Source organism: Nocardia arseniciresistens (assembly GCF_046764875.1).
Lineage (GTDB): Bacteria > Actinomycetota > Actinomycetes > Mycobacteriales > Mycobacteriaceae > Nocardia > Nocardia arseniciresistens.
The window spans coordinates 310,081-326,491 of the sequence record NZ_JBKORD010000003.1; the positions used below are offsets into that span (position 1 = coordinate 310,081).

The 16,411-nt window shown below is 64.0% G+C and carries 18 protein-coding genes; 6 read left to right on the plus strand and 12 right to left on the minus strand.

What is annotated here, in order from left to right:
• Nucleotides 1–26: 26 nt before the first annotated feature.
• Both ACLMAJ_RS06980 and ACLMAJ_RS06985 read left to right on the plus strand, forming a co-directional pair.
• Nucleotides 27–536, plus strand: coding sequence for a TetR/AcrR family transcriptional regulator (locus tag ACLMAJ_RS06980; RefSeq protein ID WP_412012683.1), 510 nt, complete (start codon nucleotides 27–29; stop codon nucleotides 534–536).
• Between the two features lie 14 nt (nucleotides 537–550).
• The gene (locus ACLMAJ_RS06985) at nucleotides 551–946 is read left to right on the plus strand and encodes a PPOX class F420-dependent oxidoreductase (protein ID WP_412012684.1); all 396 of its coding nucleotides are present in this window, start codon (nucleotides 551–553) and stop codon (nucleotides 944–946) included.
• A gap of 78 nt (nucleotides 947–1,024) precedes the next feature.
• Here the strand turns inward: ACLMAJ_RS06985 and ACLMAJ_RS06990 are convergent, their stop codons facing one another.
• From ACLMAJ_RS06990 to sdhC, 4 genes are read right to left on the minus strand one after another with little or no spacing between them, the layout of a single operon-like run.
• Nucleotides 1,025–1,798 carry a succinate dehydrogenase iron-sulfur subunit gene (locus ACLMAJ_RS06990; RefSeq protein WP_412012685.1) on the minus strand — a complete coding sequence of 258 codons (774 nt, stop codon included), beginning with the start codon at nucleotides 1,796–1,798 and terminating at the stop codon, nucleotides 1,025–1,027.
• Nucleotides 1,798–3,564, minus strand: a complete 1,767-nt coding sequence (gene sdhA, locus ACLMAJ_RS06995) for a succinate dehydrogenase flavoprotein subunit (RefSeq protein ID WP_412012686.1) — start codon at nucleotides 3,562–3,564, stop codon at nucleotides 1,798–1,800. The genes ACLMAJ_RS06990 and sdhA overlap by 1 nt, the downstream gene beginning before the upstream one ends.
• A gap of 15 nt (nucleotides 3,565–3,579) precedes the next feature.
• Nucleotides 3,580–4,011 (minus strand): succinate dehydrogenase hydrophobic membrane anchor subunit, encoded by a 432-nt coding sequence (locus ACLMAJ_RS07000; protein ID WP_412012687.1) that lies wholly within the window; start codon nucleotides 4,009–4,011, stop codon nucleotides 3,580–3,582.
• A gap of 5 nt (nucleotides 4,012–4,016) precedes the next feature.
• Nucleotides 4,017–4,415 carry a succinate dehydrogenase, cytochrome b556 subunit gene (gene sdhC / locus ACLMAJ_RS07005; protein WP_412012688.1) on the minus strand — a complete coding sequence of 133 codons (399 nt, stop codon included), beginning with the start codon at nucleotides 4,413–4,415 and terminating at the stop codon, nucleotides 4,017–4,019.
• 302 nt (nucleotides 4,416–4,717) lie between these two features.
• On the opposite strand from sdhC, the gene ACLMAJ_RS07010 reads away from it, so the two are divergent.
• The 3 genes from ACLMAJ_RS07010 to ACLMAJ_RS07020 all read left to right on the plus strand — a co-directional run bounded on the left by ACLMAJ_RS07010 (nucleotide 4,718) and on the right by ACLMAJ_RS07020 (nucleotide 7,933).
• The gene (locus ACLMAJ_RS07010; protein ID WP_412012689.1) at nucleotides 4,718–5,119 is read left to right on the plus strand and encodes a cytidine deaminase; all 402 of its coding nucleotides are present in this window, start codon (nucleotides 4,718–4,720) and stop codon (nucleotides 5,117–5,119) included.
• Between the two features lie 114 nt (nucleotides 5,120–5,233).
• Complete coding sequence (locus ACLMAJ_RS07015) at nucleotides 5,234–6,523, plus strand: thymidine phosphorylase (protein WP_412012690.1); 1,290 nt, start codon at nucleotides 5,234–5,236, stop codon at nucleotides 6,521–6,523.
• A gap of 312 nt (nucleotides 6,524–6,835) precedes the next feature.
• A complete protein-coding gene (locus ACLMAJ_RS07020) occupies nucleotides 6,836–7,933 on the plus strand; it encodes an adenosine deaminase (RefSeq protein WP_412012691.1) in 1,098 nt (365 codons plus the stop codon).
• A gap of 321 nt (nucleotides 7,934–8,254) precedes the next feature.
• Here ACLMAJ_RS07020 and ACLMAJ_RS07025 read toward each other — a convergent pair whose 3' ends face one another.
• The 5 genes from ACLMAJ_RS07025 to ACLMAJ_RS07045 form a co-directional block, all read right to left on the minus strand.
• Nucleotides 8,255–9,514, minus strand: a complete 1,260-nt coding sequence (locus tag ACLMAJ_RS07025; protein ID WP_412012692.1) for a primosomal protein — start codon at nucleotides 9,512–9,514, stop codon at nucleotides 8,255–8,257.
• Between the two features lie 26 nt (nucleotides 9,515–9,540).
• A complete protein-coding gene (locus ACLMAJ_RS07030; RefSeq protein ID WP_412012693.1) occupies nucleotides 9,541–9,888 on the minus strand; it encodes a YbaB/EbfC family nucleoid-associated protein in 348 nt (115 codons plus the stop codon).
• A 67-nt stretch (nucleotides 9,889–9,955) separates the two neighbouring features.
• Nucleotides 9,956–10,306, minus strand: coding sequence for a hypothetical protein (locus ACLMAJ_RS07035; RefSeq protein WP_412012694.1), 351 nt, complete (start codon nucleotides 10,304–10,306; stop codon nucleotides 9,956–9,958).
• Nucleotides 10,303–11,427 carry a bifunctional WXG100 family type VII secretion target/C40 family peptidase gene (locus ACLMAJ_RS07040; protein WP_412012695.1) on the minus strand — a complete coding sequence of 375 codons (1,125 nt, stop codon included), beginning with the start codon at nucleotides 11,425–11,427 and terminating at the stop codon, nucleotides 10,303–10,305. The genes ACLMAJ_RS07035 and ACLMAJ_RS07040 overlap by 4 nt, the downstream gene beginning before the upstream one ends.
• 4 nt (nucleotides 11,428–11,431) lie before the next feature.
• Nucleotides 11,432–11,746: a type VII secretion target gene (locus ACLMAJ_RS07045; protein WP_412012696.1), complete on the minus strand. Its 315-nt coding sequence runs from the start codon at nucleotides 11,744–11,746 to the stop codon at nucleotides 11,432–11,434.
• 159 nt (nucleotides 11,747–11,905) lie between these two features.
• Here ACLMAJ_RS07045 and upp point away from each other — a divergent pair, with 159 nt between their 5' ends.
• A complete protein-coding gene (gene upp, locus ACLMAJ_RS07050) occupies nucleotides 11,906–12,529 on the plus strand; it encodes a uracil phosphoribosyltransferase (RefSeq protein WP_412012697.1) in 624 nt (207 codons plus the stop codon).
• A gap of 10 nt (nucleotides 12,530–12,539) precedes the next feature.
• Here the strand turns inward: upp and ACLMAJ_RS07055 are convergent, their stop codons facing one another.
• From ACLMAJ_RS07055 to ACLMAJ_RS07065, 3 genes are all read right to left on the minus strand, one after another.
• Nucleotides 12,540–13,565, minus strand: coding sequence for a 2-hydroxyacid dehydrogenase (locus tag ACLMAJ_RS07055; RefSeq protein ID WP_412012698.1), 1,026 nt, complete (start codon nucleotides 13,563–13,565; stop codon nucleotides 12,540–12,542).
• Nucleotides 13,562–14,623: a pyridoxal phosphate-dependent aminotransferase gene (locus ACLMAJ_RS07060; protein ID WP_412012699.1), complete on the minus strand. Its 1,062-nt coding sequence runs from the start codon at nucleotides 14,621–14,623 to the stop codon at nucleotides 13,562–13,564. Before ACLMAJ_RS07060 ends, ACLMAJ_RS07055 begins: the two co-directional genes overlap by 4 nt.
• A gap of 259 nt (nucleotides 14,624–14,882) precedes the next feature.
• Nucleotides 14,883–16,337 (minus strand): MFS transporter, encoded by a 1,455-nt coding sequence (locus tag ACLMAJ_RS07065; RefSeq protein ID WP_412012700.1) that lies wholly within the window; start codon nucleotides 16,335–16,337, stop codon nucleotides 14,883–14,885.
• Nucleotides 16,338–16,411: the final 74 nt, after the last annotated feature.

A 16,411-nucleotide genomic window follows, 5' to 3' on the forward strand; every position in this document is an offset into this window, starting at 1 on the left:
ACGCGCGGCGCAACTATGAGCGAATAGTGGCCTCGGCCCAGGAGGCATTCGCCGAGCACGGGCCCGACGCGCCACTGGAAGAGATCGCCCGCCGCACCGGGGTCGGCATCGGCACCCTCTATCGCCACTTCCCGAGTCGTGAGGTCTTGATCGAAGCGGTCTACCGCTCCAGCATCGAACGTCTCAGCGAAAGTGCCCACGAGCTACTCGAAACCCATTCGCCTGCTGAGGCTTTAGAACAGTGGCTGCGTGTACAAGTGCGATGGGTCATGGAAAATCGTAGCCTCGCGATCACGCTGAAGGCAGGCATGGACAAAGACTCGCCGACCTTCACCCTATGCAAGGGGTTGATAACCGACGCCGCTTCTGCCCTCTTGGTCGCCGCACAGGACGCGGGTGACATCCGCGCCGACATAGAGCCCCGCGACCTACTCAGATTTGGTCACGGCATCGGCGTCGCCTGTGAAACCACCCCAGAGGCCGCCGAGCGGATGCTCGCCGTAACCTTCGACGGCCTGCGCACCTCAGCTGGCTGAGTATTGTCTCGAGCATGGGAATCACGCTCAGCGAAGCCACCATCGCTCTGCTCGACGGCAAGAACTACGCTGTGCTCGCCACGCTGAATGCCGACGGGAGCCCGCAGTCCTCGGCGATGTGGGTCGGACGGGACGGCAACGACTTGGTCTTCTCCACCCTGGAAGGCAGACTCAAGTACCGCAACATCGTGCGCGACCCTCGAGTAAGCGTGACTGTCATCGACTCCGCCGACGGCGAGTACTACGTCGAATTGCGCGGCAACGCCACGATCACCGCCGACCCCGACCTCCACATCGGGCACGAGCTGTCGTGGAAGTACGAGGGTAAAGACCACTCCGAGCCGGAGCCGGGCCAGACACGGGTCGCAATCCGAGTCGAAGTAGTGAAGGCAACCGGTTACGCGGCCTGAGCAACCTCGGAAAACAACAAGGCCGCCTTCATCTTTCGATGGAGGCGGCCTTTGTCGACTGGACCGGGTCCGGAAGGACTAGCGGGCGAACAGCAACGCGCGCTTGACTTCCTGGATAGCCTTGGTTACTTCGATGCCTCGGGGGCAGGCGTCGGTGCAGTTGAAGGTGGTGCGGCAGCGCCAGACGCCTTCGACGTCGTTGAGGATGTCGAGGCGTTCGCGGGCGGCCTCGTCGCGGCTGTCGAAGATGAAGCGGTGCGCGTTCACGATCGCGGCCGGGCCGAAGTAACTGCCGTCGCTCCAGTACACAGGGCAGGAGGTGGTGCAGCAGGCGCAGAGGATGCACTTGGTGGTGTCATCGAACCTGGCGCGGTCGGCCTGGCTCTGGATGCGTTCGAGGGTCGGCTCGTTACCGGTGGTGATCAGGTAGGGCTTCACCGCGCGGAACGCGTCGAAGAACGGCTCCATGTTCACCACGAGGTCCTTTTCCACGGGCAGGCCGCGGATGGGCTCGACGCTGATGGTGAGGGACTTGCCCTTCTTGGGCAGCATGTCCTTCATCAGCACCTTGCAGGCCAGCCGGTTCACACCGTTGATCCGCATGGCGTCGGAGCCACACACACCGTGCGCGCAGGAGCGCCGGAAGGTGAGCGTGCCGTCCAGGTAGGACTTGATGTAGATGAGCACGTTCAGGAAGCGGTCGGTGGTCAGGACCGGAACCTGGAAGGACTCCCAGTGCGCGCCCTTGTCGTCCTCCGGGTTGAACCGGGCGACCTTGACAGTGACCATGACCGACCCCTCGGGGATCGGCGCGGGCTTCTGTGATGAGGGTGCTTCGGCGACAGCAGTCATCAGTACTTACGCTCCATCGGCTCGTAACGGGTCTGCACCACCGGCTTGAAGTCGAGGCGGATGTCGGAGATGAGCTCCGCGCCCTCCTTGTAGGCCATCGTGTGTCGCATGAAGTTCACGTCGTCGCGGTCCGGGTAGTCCTCACGGGCGTGGCCGCCGCGCGATTCCTTGCGGTTGAGCGCACCGACGACGGTGACCTCGGCCAGCTCGAGCAGGAAGCCGAGCTCGACGGCCTCGAGCAGGTCGCTGTTGTAGCGCTTGCCCTTGTCCTGCACCGTGATCCGCCGGTAGCGCTCCTTGAGCGCGTGGATATCGGTGAGGGCCTGCTTGAGGGTGTCCTCGGTGCGGAACACGGCGGCATTCATGTCCATCGTGTACTGCATCTCGGTGCGGATGTCGGCGACGCGCTCGTTGCCGTGGTCGGACAGGATCAGCGCGAGCCATTCCTGCACCATCTGCGCCGGGTTCTCCGGCATCTCCACGAACTCGGTGCGCTGTGCGTATTCCGCCGCGGCGATACCGGAGCGGCGGCCGAACACGTTGATGTCGAGCAGCGAGTTGGTGCCGAGGCGGTTGGAGCCGTGCACCGAGACGCACGCGCACTCGCCCGCGGCGTACAGGCCGGGCACCACGTCGGTGTTATTGCGCAGCACCTCGCCGCGGATCTTGGTCGGGATACCGCCCATCACGTAGTGACAGGTCGGCATGACCGGCACCAGCTCGGTCACCGGGTCGACACCGAGGTAGGTGCGGGCGAACTCGGTGATGTCGGGCAGCTTCTCCTCGAGCACGTCGGCGCCGAGGTGGGTCACGTCGATGTAGACGTAATCCTTGTTCGGTCCGGCGCCGCGGCCCTCCAACACCTCGAGCACCATCGAGCGGGCGACGATGTCACGCGGCGCGAGGTCCTTGATGGTGGGTGCGTAGCGCTCCATGAAGCGCTCGCCGCTGGCGTTGCGCAGGATGCCGCCCTCACCGCGGACGGCCTCGGAGATGAGGATGCCGAGACCGGCGAGACCTGTCGGATGGAACTGGTGGAACTCCATGTCCTCCAGCGGCAGACCCTTGCGGAACACGATCGCCATACCGTCGCCGGTCAGCGTGTGCGCGTTCGAGGTGGTCTTGTACATCCGGCCCGAGCCGCCGGTGGCGAAGATGATCGACTTCGCGTGGAAGATGTGGATCTCGCCGGTGGCCAGCTCGTACGCGACGACGCCGGTGGCGATCGGGCCGCGTTCGGACTCGCTCATCACCAGGTCGAGCACGTAGAACTCGTTGTAGAACTCCACGTCGTGCTTGACGCAGTTCTGGTAAAGGGTCTGCAGGATCATGTGACCGGTGCGGTCGGCGGCGTAGCACGCGCGGCGAACCGGGGCCTTACCGTGATCGCGGGTGTGCCCACCGAAGCGGCGCTGGTCGATCTTGCCCTCGGGCGTGCGGTTGAACGGCAGACCCATCTTTTCCAGGTCCATCACCGCGTCGATGGCCTCCTTGGCCATGATCTCCGCGGCGTCCTGGTCGACCAGGTAGTCACCACCTTTGACGGTGTCGAAGGTGTGCCATTCCCAGTTGTCTTCTTCGACATTGGCCAGTGCGGCGCACATACCACCCTGTGCCGCGCCGGTGTGGCTACGGGTCGGGTAGAGCTTGGTCAACACAGCGGTGCGCGCCCGGGGCCCGGCCTCGATCGCCGCGCGCATGCCGGCGCCACCGGCACCGACGATCACGACGTCGTAGCGATGCTCCTGAATCCGCGATTCACTCATCGAGAGGGCCTGTTCCTAACTGATGTTGGGGTCGAAGGTGAAGATGACGTAGGTGCCGACACCGACCACGAGGATCATCGAGATGGCCAGCGCGCTGTTCAGCCAGAACCGAGTCGAGTCCTTGCGGGAGTAATCCGCGATCACCGTGCGCAGGCCGTTGCCGCCGTGCAGTTGGGCAAGCCACAGCATGGTGAGGTCCCAGAACTGCCAGAACGGGCTGGACCAGCGGCCGGCGACGAATGCGAAGTTCAGTCGCTTCACGCCGCCGTCGAGCAGCAGCATGATCGTCATGTGGCCGAGCACGAGCACGATCAGCAGCAGGCCGGAGAAGCGCATGAACAGCCACGCGTACTTCTCGAAGTTGCCGTTCGAACGGGACCGGGGCGACCGTGGCAGATCAAGGCTCGCGGGCCGGTCATAAGACTTACCGATAACAGGTGCGGTCATAGTGATCAGTGCTCCGTGAAGAGGTAGAAGAACTGACGCCCGATCGCGGGTACGGCTGCGAGGAACCAGATCGCGAGGATGATCCAGAGCATCAGGCGCTGGTACTTCGGACCCTTGGACCAGAAGTCGACCAGGATCACGCGGACGCCGTTGAGTGCGTGGAACAGCACACAGACAACAAGGCCCATCTCCATCAGCGCGACGATGGGGTTCTTGTAGGTCTCGATTGCCTCGTTATAGGTCTCGGGGCTTACCCGAACCAGTGCGGTATCCAAGACGTGCGCGAAGAGGAAAAAGAAGATGGTGACACCGGTGATCCGGTGCAGCGCCCAGGACCACATTCCGGGGTCGCCTCGGTACAGCGTCTTCCGCTTCGGCTGTGCCGGAGCTTCTATCGTGGTCATAGAAAGCGGTCGCCTCCAACGTCGTTGATGGACCCGGTCACAGATCCGACGCCGGCATGTCAAAAGGGGCGAATGCCCAGGTGGCTGCGCTTTGCTGTTCCATAGAGCTAGCGCGGGGCCCGCCGCCGGGAACCTGAACCGATCTGTTGTGGACTCTAATCCCCTCTCAATGCCGGAACTAATTCGGCGTGCCGTGCGTTGCGCGACATTCGTGGGAGTTAGGTTTACCTTTCTTGATGCGTGAAGGGTTGCGCGGCAGCCCTCGCGCGGCCTGATTCGGGCTGGTTCACAGGAGGTCGTCGATGCCGGAAATCGACTGGAATATATTGCGCGACAATGCAATTCGAGTTATGCGAAATGCCTATGCGCCATACTCGCGGTTCCCGGTCGGCGCGGCGGCGCTCAGCGCCGATGGTCGAATTGTAAGCGGATGCAATGTGGAGAATGTCTCATATGGCTTAGCCCTGTGTGCCGAATGTGTACTCATCGGTAACTTGATCTCGGGCGGTGGCGGACGCTTGACAGCGGTCTCCGTGACCGATTCTCGGGGCGAAATCCTGATGCCATGTGGGCGTTGCCGTCAGCTGCTCTATGAGCACGGTGGATCCGATCTCCTCATCGATCACAAAGCCGGAGCCATCGCGCTGAGCAAACTGCTGCCGGACGCCTTCGGGCCGGACGACCTGGACGCCGGACAGACGTAACTGCCGCAAGGGTGAAACGCTCGGCCGTGGTGTCGGTCGGCCGTGCGCGTCGAAGCTGCTGGAGCCGAGCGCCGTAACCCATGGCCCGGCGTCCTCTCGTGCCAGACTGGCCGGGTGACGGCAGTGGACGCGGTTTCGATCATCACGACCAAGCGGGACGGCGGAGAGCTGTCGGACGCGCAGATCGACTGGGTAGTCGACGGATTCACCAAGGCGACGGTCGCCGACGAGCAGATGGCGGCGTTGGCGATGGCCATCGTGTGGCGCGGGATGACGCGGCGGGAGACCGCGCGCTGGACCGCGGCGATGATTTCCTCGGGGCAGCGGATGAATTTCACCGATCTGCCGCGCCCGACTGTCGACAAGCACTCGACCGGCGGGGTGGGGGACAAGATCACGCTGCCGTTGGCGCCGCTGGTCGCGGCCTGTGGTGCGGCGGTGCCGCAGTTGTCCGGGCGCGGGCTCGGGCACACCGGCGGCACGCTGGACAAGCTCGAGTCCATCGCGGGCTGGCAGGCCGACGTGCCGGTGGCCAGGATGCGCGAGATATTGGCCGATCCTGCCATCGGCGCCGTGGTGTGCGCGGCGGGCGACGATCTGGCCCCCGCGGACAAGCGCCTCTACGCGCTGCGTGATGTCACCGGAACCGTCGAATCCATTCCACTGATCGCCAGCTCCATCATGAGCAAGAAGATCGCCGAGGGGACCGCCGCGCTGGTGCTCGATGTGAAGGTCGGCTCCGGTGCGTTCATGAAGACCATCGAGGGTGCCCGGGAATTGGCCACGGCCATGGTCGAACTCGGCACCGATGCCGGCGTGCGGACGGTCGCGCTGCTGACCGCGATGGACACCCCGCTCGGACGTACCGCGGGCAACGCGCTCGAGGTCGCCGAGTCGGTCGAGGTGCTCGCCGGTGGTGGCCCGGCCGATATCGTCGAGCTGACCCTGGCACTGGCCCGGGAAATGGTCGCGCAGGCCGGACTCGACGTCGATCCCGCCGATGCGCTTGCCGACGGCCGCGCGATGGACCACTGGCGCGCCATGATCGCGGCGCAGGGCGGCGATCCGGACGCGCCGCTGCCGCGCGCGAAGCACACCGAGACCGTCCGGGCCGAGCGCGATGGTGTGCTCACCGGTCTCGACGCCATGGGCGTCGGTATCGCGGCATGGCGGCTCGGCGCGGGCCGTGCGAAGCAGGGCGATCCGGTGCAGGCCGGTGCGGGTATCGAGATCCACGCCAAGCCGGGTGACTCCGTCACCGCGGGGAAACCGGTGCTCACCCTGCATACCGACACCCCGGGCGCGTTCTCCGGCGCTCTTGCGGCGCTGGAGGGCGCCATCACGATCGATGGGGCGGGGCCGAAGCCGAACCAACCATTGATCCTCGGACGAATCGGTCACTGATACAGGTCGAGATTGCGAACCGCCTGCGCAGATGTAGGCGCTGGCGTCGATCGAAATGTGCTGCCTGCCAACAGAACCTGTTGCAGGTTGCGATTTCGCCGTCCATCGGAGATCGTTCGGCCCTCGAACGTCGTCGCGCTGGAGGCTGTTTCGGAGCGTCTCGTCAATAGCCGGATGCGGCGGTGGACGGCCACTCGAGGAGCTGAGGATGAGGTCGACCTCTCGTAGGCGGCACGCCCGAGAGGGCAATCACAAGTGATAGCGCGCACGAACTGCGCTGCCGCGGCCGTGACACGGGGCTAACGTGTGGTCATGAATGGACCGATGCCTTTGAGCCTTGCCTCGATCCGCCAGGCTCCCAAAGCGCTGCTACATGACCACCTCGACGGTGGCCTGCGGCCTGCGACGGTGCTGGAGCTCGCCGCCGATTGCGGTTACGAGGACCTACCCGCCTCCGACGAGGCGGCGCTGGCCGCGTGGTTCCGCGACGCGGCCGACAGCGGTTCGTTGGAGCTCTATCTGGAAACCTTCGCCCACACCGTCGCGGTGATGCAGACCCCGGAGGGGCTGCGCCGAGTCGCTCGTGAATGCGCGGAGGATCTGGCCGCCGACGGCGTCGTGTACGCCGAGGTGCGCTTCGCGCCCGAACAGCACCTGGAACGCGGCCTGACTCTGGACGAGGTGGTCGAGCACACCCTCGCAGGCTTTCGCGAAGGCGAGGCGGCAGCAGCAGCGCAGAGCCACCCGATCGTGGTGACCTGCCTGCTCACCGCCATGCGGCACGCCGCGCGCTCGCGCGAGATCGCCGAGCTCACCGTGCGTTTCCGCGATCGCGGTGTCGGTGGCTTCGATATCGCGGGCGCCGAGGCGGGGTTTCCGCCCAGCCGCCATCTGGACGCCTTCGAGTACATGCGAGCCAACAGCGCGCACTTCACCATTCACGCGGGTGAGGCCTTCGGGCTGCCATCGATCCACGAGGCGCTCGCCTTCTGCGGCTGCGACCGGCTCGGCCACGGGGTCCGGATCACCGACGACATCGAGGTGCCGGGCGCTACCGAGGACGCCCGCCTCGGGCTGGTCGCGAACTATGTGCGCGACATGCGGATTCCGCTCGAACTGTGTCCATCGTCGAACGTGCAGACCGGCGCCGTTCCGTCGCTGGACAAGCATCCCTTCGACCTGCTCGCCCGACTGCGTTTCCGTGTCACCGTCAACACCGACAACCGGCTGATGAGCGACACCAGCATGAGCAAGGAGATGGCGAAGCTGGTCGACACCTTCGGCTACGGCTGGAGCGATCTGGAGCGTTTCACCATCAACGCCATGAAGTCGGCCTTCATACCGTTCCCGGAGCGCCTGCGCATCATCGACGACATCATCAAGCCGGGCTACGCGGTCCTTCTCGGATAGGCCACTGCGGCAAGGGGTTTCGTTGGCCCACTCGAGCAGTGGTGTCCACCGGCGGCGAATCGCCGGGAATCCACGGCACGGCGACCGATCCGTCGCCGATCGCACCGGCGTCGCAGACTGCCGGTGCGCGCGCTGCCACAGACGAAGCAGCGCGCGAACAGCTGGGCCGGTGGCCGCCTCGGCGTCGGTGCGGGACACCCGCTGCCGCGCGTCCCGCTCGATCTCCCGCCCGCGATTCGGCGAGCAGCCCACCGACCTAGCCGCCGTCGCCGGAGTCGGGTCGGCCGATGAATCGAGCGGGAACCCGCAGCCTTCGAGCGGTCACTGTGGTGTGAGCCGACTCTCGAAGTTGCGCTCCAACTCCCGCCAACTCTGTGCTTCCGCCGCGAACGGCGGGTTGGGGGCCATCCTGTTCGGGTCCGGGTTCAGCAGGTAGGAGACATACCAGCCGAGCGGGTTGGACTGGGCGAGCGCCTGCTCCACCGCGTCGTCGTCGGCGTAGTCGGCGGCGTCGGAGAACAGTTCTACCGCGAGATCGAGCTGCTCGACGTCGACCGCCTCCGGGCCCTCGGCCAGATCGTCGGCCAGGCCGGGCAGCACGTAGACGTTCTCGTCGGTGACCTCGACCTCGAGCGAACCGTCGACGGCGGCGGTCTGCACGTCGGTGTAGGTGCTCACCCGCGACAGATCGTGCTCGTGATCGTCGGCCAGGTAGCGTGCCAGTGCGCGCTCGGAGCCGAACACGGTGATCGAGCCGTCCTTGCCGAGGAAGATCGGTTCATCGTCGAGGTAGCAGCGCAGCGTGAAGTAGCTGCCGTCGGCGGTGACGATCTTGACCGGGTCGATGCCGACCTCGTGCCAGAACGAGTCGTCTTCTTCTTCCTCGTCTTCTTCGTCCTCGTCCTCCGCGTCGAGATCGACGGTTTCGAACTCTTCTTCCTCGCTGTCGGCGGCATCGTCGGCGTCGACGACGTTCTCCTCGGCCGCGAGCAGTTCCGCCTCCGCGACGGCGATAGCCTCGGCGTCGACCTCCGGGGTCTGCACCACGGAGTCGATGGCGTCGAGGACGTCGTCCCAGCCCTTGGCGATCGCGGCGCCGATCTGATCCCAGAGTTCATCGCCGTCACGCCCGAGGAAGGCATTGACCCCGCCCGACAGCGCGCCGAGGACGGGGTGCGAACCGAAGAACTTGGTCACCGTCTCCAGTTCGCACACCTCGCCGATGTTGCGCACCATGGCGAGGGTGTCCTCTAGCTCCGCGATGGTGTCGACATCGGGATCGCCCGCGGCCAGCTCGGGCACTGCGACCAAATCGAAGGTGAAGTTCTCTTCCGGCTCCAGCTCCACCGCCGAAAGACCTGCGACAACCTTCCATGAAGGATGGTCGATCAGGTCGTTATCGGAGTTGGTCCGGATAAAGGCGGCCAACTCCGCGACGGTTTCGAAACCGTAGAGGGAGTCCTCGTGTCCGAGGAATGCCTCCCACTCGTCGTCACCGTCGCGCCAGCGCGGTGCCCACAGGGTGACCAGATCGCCGTCGGTCAGGCCGAGCTCGATCGGGACGATGTCTCCAGAAGCCATGAGCGGAAGCCTATCGACCTTCCGCGTCAGGCACTATCCGGCCCGCCTCCAACGGTTCCCACGGCCCCTTCTGCGCCCGGGACGAACGACTCGTTCAGTGTCGCAACGACCTTCGAGCGCTGGCCGCCCGCGTCCTCCGCGGCCTGCTTGCAGGCCCAGATGATGAGCTGGCCGACCTCGGCGGGCGGCAGCGTGGTGACCGACTCCGACAGGGTCAGCGCGACAAGCGCGCCATCGCTGTCGACCTCGGCGCTGACCGCGCCGTCTTCGGTCCGGAACCGGCCGCGTACCTGCTTGAGGCCGTAGAGCGCGGCCTCCAACGCCTCCAGCTTCTGCGTCGCGTTGGCGACGAGAGCATCCATCTCAGCACTCATGACCGCACCTCGCCGGCGCTCGGCTCCGTCATGATCGCTGTGGCGATTGTGCTGATGCTTCGCTCGCTCATACCGGCCTCATCCAGCTAGTGGGACCGGTGTCCGCGTCATCGATCCGGTCCAGTTCGTCCACGGCGGCCTGGCGGGTAGGCAGGTTGAGCCGGTCGAGGATGTCGGCGGGCAAGCCCGCCTCGGCGAGCACTTCGCGCCTGCGGGCACGGGCGGCGACGGTGGAGCGCTTCGTCAGCCGCAGGATCTCGTCGGCCAGAGTCTGTGCGCCGTAACGGTATTCGCTGCGCTCGAACTTGATTTCCACCGGCATGCCCTGATCGGTCGCGCGCACCGAGATGCTGCCCGACCGATTGGTGCTTGCCGCCACCGTGACATTGGGGATGGTGGGTGGCTTCGGCTCGCTCATGAGGTCGGCCTGTAGAAGCCGTAGAAGTCCATGCCTATGTTCTCCGTTCGAATCGAGCTGATCTGGACCGGGTCACCGGCCTCGACGAACTGCCCGTTGCCGATAACCATGGCGACATGGCCATCCCAGACGGCCAGGTCGCCGGGCATCAGATCGCCGGGGGACACCCCTAGATGTCCGTTGCCTTGTTCTTGGGCGAGCCGGGGCAAATCGACGCCTGCCTCGCCGTACGCGTATTGGGTGAGCCCGCTGCAGTCGAGCCCGGAGCCCGGGCTGGTGCCGCCCCATACGTACGGCGTGCCGAGGGTGCCGAGCGCGGAGCGAACCGCCTGCGCGGCCTTCTCGTTAGGGGCCTCGACGATGCTGCCGTCCGGCAGCGTCACCTTGACTCCCTTGCCGTCGGGCGTCTGTTCCGAGGAACTGCCGTTGGGCTTATGCGAACCCGGTGTGCTCGGCGACGAACCGGATTTGGACGGTGTGGCGCTGGACACGGGAGTCGCCATGGCGGTGAGCATGCCGCCGGCGGAACTGCCGACACCGCTCAGGGTCGACACAAGCTGGCTGGCCCCCGAACTCGCACTGCTCGCCAGTCCGGTGGGCATCGACGCGGGCGATGTCGACGGCGGTGGAGTCAGTTCGGTCATGCTCGCGGTATGCGTATCGAGCTCGTTGCGCACCCGCCCGACCACGTTCAAGCCCTGGCCGAGATGGTCGATCGCGGAGCCGACGAGTACCGCGAAACCTGCCGGTGTCGCGATGGTCGGACCCATCGCGGACGCCGTGTTCACGAACGACTCGACGATCCCGCTGAGTTCCTTCTGCCCGGTCTCGACCCCCGCGGCAGCCTGATCGACAACCGAAGCCATGTCGTTGCCACGATCGGAGATGGTCGCGGCGGAGGTCTGCACCCGCAACGCCTTCGCGGTGGCGGAATCGGCGGCCCTACCGTCCCACGCCTCGTTCATGCCGTTGATGCTGTTGCGGCCGAACGCGTGGATCTGGTCGATGATGCTCGAGGTGGACTGCAACTGGCCGGAGGGGCCGTCGGTCGACATGACTCCCGAGCCGAAGCTGGAGAGCAGGTCGAGCAGTGGCTTGGCGAGGGCGCTGATATCGATCACCGAGTCACCCGTCCAGTCCGGCGTCGGCGTTGCTTATCGAGGTGGCGTTGGTCTGGTCGGTCTCTTCCAGCACGACCGCCGCGCCGGTGGCGGCACCACCCACGCTGGTCAGTACCGCGGAAAGCTGGCCGATCGCCGCGACGTGCCCGGCATGGGCCGCGGCATAGGCGGCCATGAAATCTCCACCGATCAACCCCATGACCGGACCGAGTAGCGCGGGATTGGCCCCCGCCGCGCCCGCACTGGCCGCCGCCATCTCCGCGGCCATGGTGTGGGCGGTCGCACCATAGGCAACGATGCCCTCGGTGTCGGCCGACATCTTTCGCATAGTGCTTCCCCCGTCTCTTTTCTTCCCAGGCAGAGTACGTCATCCACCTAGTTCGACGCGCTGCCTTGCGGATCGGTTCCAACCCCATCGAAAAAAATTCCCCGGCCGGAGGTCGCGCGTCGAACTCGTTGTCGACCTTATCGTTCACTCATGCATACGCACACCGTGGACCACCCACTCGCCGCCGCCTTGCTGACCACGATGCGTGATGCAAGGACTGCCAACCCGGCCTTCCGTACCGCACTGCGCGATCTCACCGGAATCCTGATCTATGAAGCGCTGCGGGAAGCCCCCGTCACCCGGTTCGAGGTCACTACCCCGGTAGCCGAGGTCGAGGGTGTGCGATTGGCGAAACCGCCTCTGCTGGTTCCGGTCTTGCGTGCCGGCCTCGGCATGATCGACGCCGCCGCCGAGTTGATTCCGGACGCCAGAGTCGGCTTCGTCGGCATTGCCCGAGACGAACAGACCCACCGCCCGGTCCCATATATGGAGTCGCTGCCAGAGGATCTTTCCGATCTCCCGGTCTTCGTACTCGACCCGATGCTGGCCACCGGCGGCTCGATGCGCCACACCCTGGAGCTACTTGTTGCTCGCGGCGCCACCGACATCACCGCGGTCTGCGTGGTCGTCGCACCGGAAGGCATTGCCGCACTGGCTAATTCAGGTTTCCCCGTTCGTCTGGTAACGGCCGCCGTCGACGCGGGCCTTAACGCCGACGCTTACATCGTCCCCGGCCTCGGCGACGCGGGTGATCGCCAATTCGGCCCCCGCTGAGCATCGTTCATCACCGCCCACGAGCAGACCAACGGGCATGATCACGGAAGCCAGGGTTGACAACTCGTGGATCTTCTCCTGTCTCGAGGAGATTCTTGATGGACTCGACATTGGCCGTGAGTATCGCGCGGAAGGACTCTTCGGTAGCACCGGCCGCGTGCGGCGTGACGAGAAGCTTGTTGTTGCCCAACGCCATCAACCCAAGGGGATCGTTCTGGGCGGCAGGCGCGGGCACGATGTAGTAGCCGTCCATGGCAGCGGCCGCGAGGCGACCGTCGAGCAGCGCGGTTCGCAACGGCGTCGGATCCACGAGCTCCGCTTCGGAAGTGTTGATCAGAATCGCGCCGGGCTTGACGGCAGCGAGTTGGGCTTCGCCGATGATCCGGTCTGTCTGCGGGCCGTAGGAAGCATGGAGACTGATGACATCGGACTCGGCGAGCAACTCGGGCAGCTCGACCCGGCGAGCGGCGATGTCTCGTTCCAGTTCCGGTTTGGCTGTTCGGCTCACGTAGACCACTCGCATCCCGAACCCGTTGGCCGCTATCCGGGCGACGATCGTGCCGATGGTTCCCATTCCGACGATGCCGAGCGTCCTCGCATAGAGGTTGCGTCCCTTGATCCCGTGCCATCGACCGGCCTTCGTTTCCATCGACAGGTCCGTGATCCTGCGCCAGGCATCGAGCATGAGACCGATCGTGAATTCCGCGACCGCACGTGCGTTGGCTCCGGGCGCGTTGGTCACCGCGATACCCGCCGCCGTCGCTGCCGCAATATCGATGTATGCGTGATACCCGACACCCATGAACGCTATGGCCTCGAGGTCATCGGCAGTGGACAACGCGGTAGCGGTCGCACGCTCTACACCGCCGAGAATGTATGCGTCCTTGTCCATCAGAGCGCGCGCCAACTCGATTTCGGATAGGTCGTAGCGACAAACTTCGACCTCGAGATTCTGCTGCCGCAGCCATTCGATATCGGCCGGCATCACATCAGCCCCGGTGATCAAGGCACGATAGCGGCTCGACTGAGCGCTCATGGTAAGACATTCTTCGCGGCGAGCCGGATGGCGGTGTCTCGCAGCAATTGCGCACCCTCCAGCATCAGCTGCGGATCGCGGGCCAAGGCAACGCGAACGAAGTTTCGCCCACGCTCCGGCTGATTCCAGAAGAAATTTGTTCCGGGTAGAACGTGAACTCCCTCCTGGATCGCTTCGTGCACGAAGTCCTCGCAATCGAGTCCGTCCCGGAGAAGCAGCCAGTCCACCGAAACAGGCGATTGTAACTCGGTAGCGAATTCAAATTCCGCGTCCGACAATATCGACCGGAGCATGGAGCGGTTCTGTAGTACAGAAGGCATGATGCTACGTTCTACTCCATTTTTCGAACTGTCCTCGATGAATTCCGTCAGCACCCGCAGATGGAAAGGAGAGACGCTCTGCAAAAGATCGTCGTGCAGTCGGTACATATCTGCGTACATATCCGGACTGCACACCGTCAATCCGACTTTTATCTCACTGGTGGACCAGGTCTTGCCGGTGTCTTCGAGCACAATATATGAGATTCCTGATTCCTCCAGAACCTCGTATTGCGACCAGCCGATCGGCGGGGGTGAAAAAAAGCGAAAAGACGAGTCCAGAACCAAGGCGCAGCGACGGTCGGCGCAACACTGAACCAGCGTTCTGAACTCCGACTCGGACAGCGTCCATCCGGTGGGATTATTCGGCGAGACCAGCCAGATCACCGCGGGTTCGAGCCGAGCTATCGCCGCGGGCAGGTGTTCGACGGTGCAATCCTGCTCCGCCAGCGGCACGAGCTCGACATTCTCTCGGCGCAGGATCGATGAAATATTGTCGAAAACCGGCTCTATCAAGGCGACTCGCTTGCCTGCGCGAGCGCAGTGACTCACCACCATTGTGATTGCGGATGATGCGGAATACGACAGCATATACCTGGACGCATCCTGATGCATCGGCTCGCCGGCCAGACGCAGAAAAGCGTCGAGAAACGCTTCCTCCAGCTCGGACTGAGATTGCTCTCGCGCCTCGCGGAACAGCTCTGGAAATCGATCGACAATTTCTGTTTGCGAGGAGGTCAATGGTTGACGACAATGGGCATCCGATAGATTTATGGCTCGATCTAGACTGCGTCTCTCATATGTGGTACTGGTTGTGCGCCCGAGCGAACTGGGAAGAATTGAACTGTGCGTGCGAATAGGCGTCACGGTTGATATACCTTCGAGGTCGTAGTTGTATAGTTGTGCGTGTGGCGGTACTGACGTATCGGACATTCGCTCGGCGATAGTCGGACAGCCGAAGTAGTTGGTGAAAACGCAGAGTTGAAGTGTTCGCCCGGCTTCACGATGGGCCTTTTCGCTTGTGCGGTGGCGAAGTTTCGGTCCAAGGTGTCAGGACGCGTCGCTCTACGGTCTGATCGAAGTCGGCGGCTTCATAATCCACTGATGATGCGGCCGAGGATTCCGTTCGGCTTTGATGGCCGAAAACCGGCGGGTTCGATTTTTTCCCGGAGGTGTCATATTCGACGGGCCGGGCGTCGGGTGGAATATCGATTTTGCGGGCAAGTGCAGTCTTCGCGAAAGTCACGAACTTGTCCGTTATCCTTCTTGCGGTAGCGGCAATGATTGCTCGACTCGCAACTACCGCGGTGACAATGAGTGCTCTGCTTACTCGATCTGGCGCCCCGGGTGTGGGGGCGGCACGCGCCGCGATCCTGCCCAGCCAGATTCCCGCACCGATACCGATCGCAGCCGAGAATAAGAATCCTCCTGACGAACCGCTGACGTCGATAGCCTTACTCGCGACGATACTTCCCATAGCTACGCCAACCCACATCAGACTGAAATGAAAGCCAAGGGCCTCACCGAGTTCATCCTCGGATACAACGGCATTCATTCGATCGGAACTGGCTGGGAAAACAGCACCGGCCAGTGCACCAGCTGTGAAAACGGCTATGGCCAGCGAAATCGGCCCGGGTGCGAAGGCGCAAGGCAACACGCCGAATCCGAGTCCTACCAGCAGAGGATACGGCGAGATGGTTGTGGAGATTGCGCCGTAACCGTACCCACCGGCCACCGCACCGGCTGCGCCAATGGCTAGCACCAGTCCGATTGCCGGCGTTGCGTGGAAATTGTGCATGACCGTGATGACACTCAATTCCTCCGCAGAAAGGACGGCGACGGCTGCGGCGTATCCGACACATGCCGCCATGAACCCGGTCTGTTTCCAGAATCGCCGGGGGGCACGCCGTGACACTTGGCTCGCATCGGTGCGCAGCGGTGGGTTCTGTCTCAATAATGCGACTCCGCAACCCACGGCGACCAATCGGACAACCAACAGCACCGCCGCCGTGTTCCAAATATTCATCGCTGCGACACCCAGCGGCGGCCCGAACAAAAGCGACACATCCGCGGTTACCTCGTACGCGGCGAGCGCCGGTCGCCGCTCATGTTCGGTAGTGGCGACCGAAATGGCCTGTTTTGTGACGTTGATGACCGGCATTTCGAACCAGCCCGCCAGCGCCGCGAGAAATAGCAACAACGGAAACGAGGCGAATGGTGCGATCAACCAGCAGATCCCGGTTACCAGGATCGCTGGAGTCATGGTGGCCCGCAGGCCCAATCTATCGAGCCGCGGGCCGCGCTGTAGCTCGCCCCCGGCCATACACAGATAGACCACAGCACTTAATAAGCCCACATCGCCGTAGGACAGATGCAACGTGTTCCGCACATGCATTACCAACAACAGGGATTGGGAGTTGAGAATAGTCCGGAACAGTAGACTGAGCAAGATCATATTGCATACTGTCCGATTCGCCAGAAGCTCTCGGTAGGCTTTCACTTGTTTGCCAGCATGCCTTCGTGGCCTGT